Origin of the sequence: Ideonella azotifigens (genome assembly GCF_006519715.1) — a bacterium.
Classification (GTDB): domain Bacteria; phylum Pseudomonadota; class Gammaproteobacteria; order Burkholderiales; family Burkholderiaceae_C; genus Ideonella; species Ideonella azotifigens.
Genome location: NZ_VIDT01000995.1, coordinates 1 through 1,532 on the forward strand (window position 1 = coordinate 1; position 1,532 = coordinate 1,532).

The following is a 1,532-nucleotide window of genomic DNA, read 5'->3' on the forward strand; positions in this document are numbered from 1 at the left end:
CGCGCTGCCGTCTCTCTCACGACTGCAGCGCATCCGCTAGGGGTGTTGGCCCATGCCTGTCACGCGGCCCGGCAAGGGCAGCACGAACAGCAACACCAGCGCCAGCAGCGGCAAGGCCAGCAGCAGGCCGCGCCGGGGGTGGATGCGATCGCGCCGCGCCCACCAGGCCTTCAGCTCGCTGGCCACCGGCGCGGCAATGAACCACACCAGCTCGATGCCGAACAAGGCGATGCCGACCGCCTTGATGAAGAAGTGATAGACCAGCAGCGCCACGCCCAGGAACAGGCCCAGGCGGTACAGCCAGGTGCCCCAGGCAAAGGCGACCAGCGCCAGCGTCTTGCGGCGCGAGAAGGCTTCGGGCGCTGGCTCGCCGAGGCTGAACAGCATCTCGCGCAGTTGCCAGCGCGCCAGCGCAAAGGCGCGTGCGTGCAGGTTGGGCATGTTGACGGCGTCGGACAGCAGGAAGTAGCCGTCGAAGCGCATGAAGGGGCTGGCGTTGACCAGCAGCGTCGAGATCCAGGTGGTGCTGGAGAGCAGGAAGGCGGCAGTTTTCAAACCGCCCTCGGGCAGCCACAGCCAGGCCGCAGTGGCCCAGGCGGCGATCACCAGCTCGGCGCCAATGCCGGCCCCGGCGACGGCCAGCCGCTGGCGAGCGCGTGGCAGTTTCCAGACCTCCGTCGTGTCGGTGTAGGCCACCGGCCACAGCACCATCAGCGCCACGCCCATGGTCGGCACGCGGCAGCCGAAGCGCTTGGCCATCAGGCCGTGCGAGAGTTCGTGCGCCAGTTTCACGGCCGCCAGCGTCATGCCGTAAGCCGCCAGGCCTTGCCAGCTGAACAGGTCGACCAGCGTGCCGGCATAGGCCTCGGCATTGCGCAGCACCCCCGCCAGGCCCAGCAGGCCAACGATGAGCGTGAGCCCCAGGAAGCGGCGCGAGAACAGCGCCGAGAGCCGCGGCGCGAGCCAGCCCAGCAGGCGGTCTGCACGCAGCAGTGGCACGCGGAAAAACAGGTAGTGATGCAGCAGCCAGGTCCACACGCTGCCACGCTGGCGCTGCAGCCGGGCGGCCAGTTCGCGCGCCTGGCCTGCGGAGGGCTGCAGCAGCTGGTTCTGCTTCAGGAAGTCCTGCAGTCGCAGCACGTCAGCCTCGGCCAGCGTGAGCGTGGTGTCTTGCGACACGGCCGCGGCAATCTCGGCCGGCTGGCGCAGGTGCCAGCGGCTGAGGATTTCGAAGCTGGGCCAGTCGAGCTGGAAGAACTGGTTCTTCACCGGGTCGTGCAGCGTCCACGCTGGCTGGCCATCGGCCAGCCGGGGCGCCGGGTACAGGCCCAGCTCTTCGCGCAGGACAGCCAGGCTGGTCATAGCGCCATGTACTGCCTGGCCATGGCCAGTGGGCGGCGCAGCACCCAGTAGCCCAGCGGCACCCAGCCGGCCTGCAGCCGCGCGGTGCCTTTGAGGCCGATGCGGTGTTCGGTCGCCTCGCTGAGCTGGGCGCGCAAGCGGTAGGCGTAGTTGCCGTCGGGGCGCTGCAC

Annotated in this window: 1 protein-coding gene; it reads right to left on the reverse strand. The window is 69.6% G+C overall.

Annotated elements, in window-relative coordinates; translation table 11 throughout:
• Positions 1–36: 36 nt before the first annotated feature.
• Positions 37–1,362 carry a site-2 protease family protein gene (locus FKP22_RS30010; protein ID WP_141291872.1) on the reverse strand — a complete coding sequence of 442 codons (1,326 nt, stop codon included), beginning with the start codon at positions 1,360–1,362 and terminating at the stop codon, positions 37–39.
• Between the last annotated feature and the right edge of the window lie 170 nt (positions 1,363–1,532).

Bases quoted from the DNA above. Each gene is read 5' to 3' on its own strand.
- FKP22_RS30010 (WP_141291872.1), bottom strand. From the start codon at position 1,362: ATGACCAGCCTGGCTGTCCTGCGCGAAGAGCTGGGCCTGTACCCGGCG.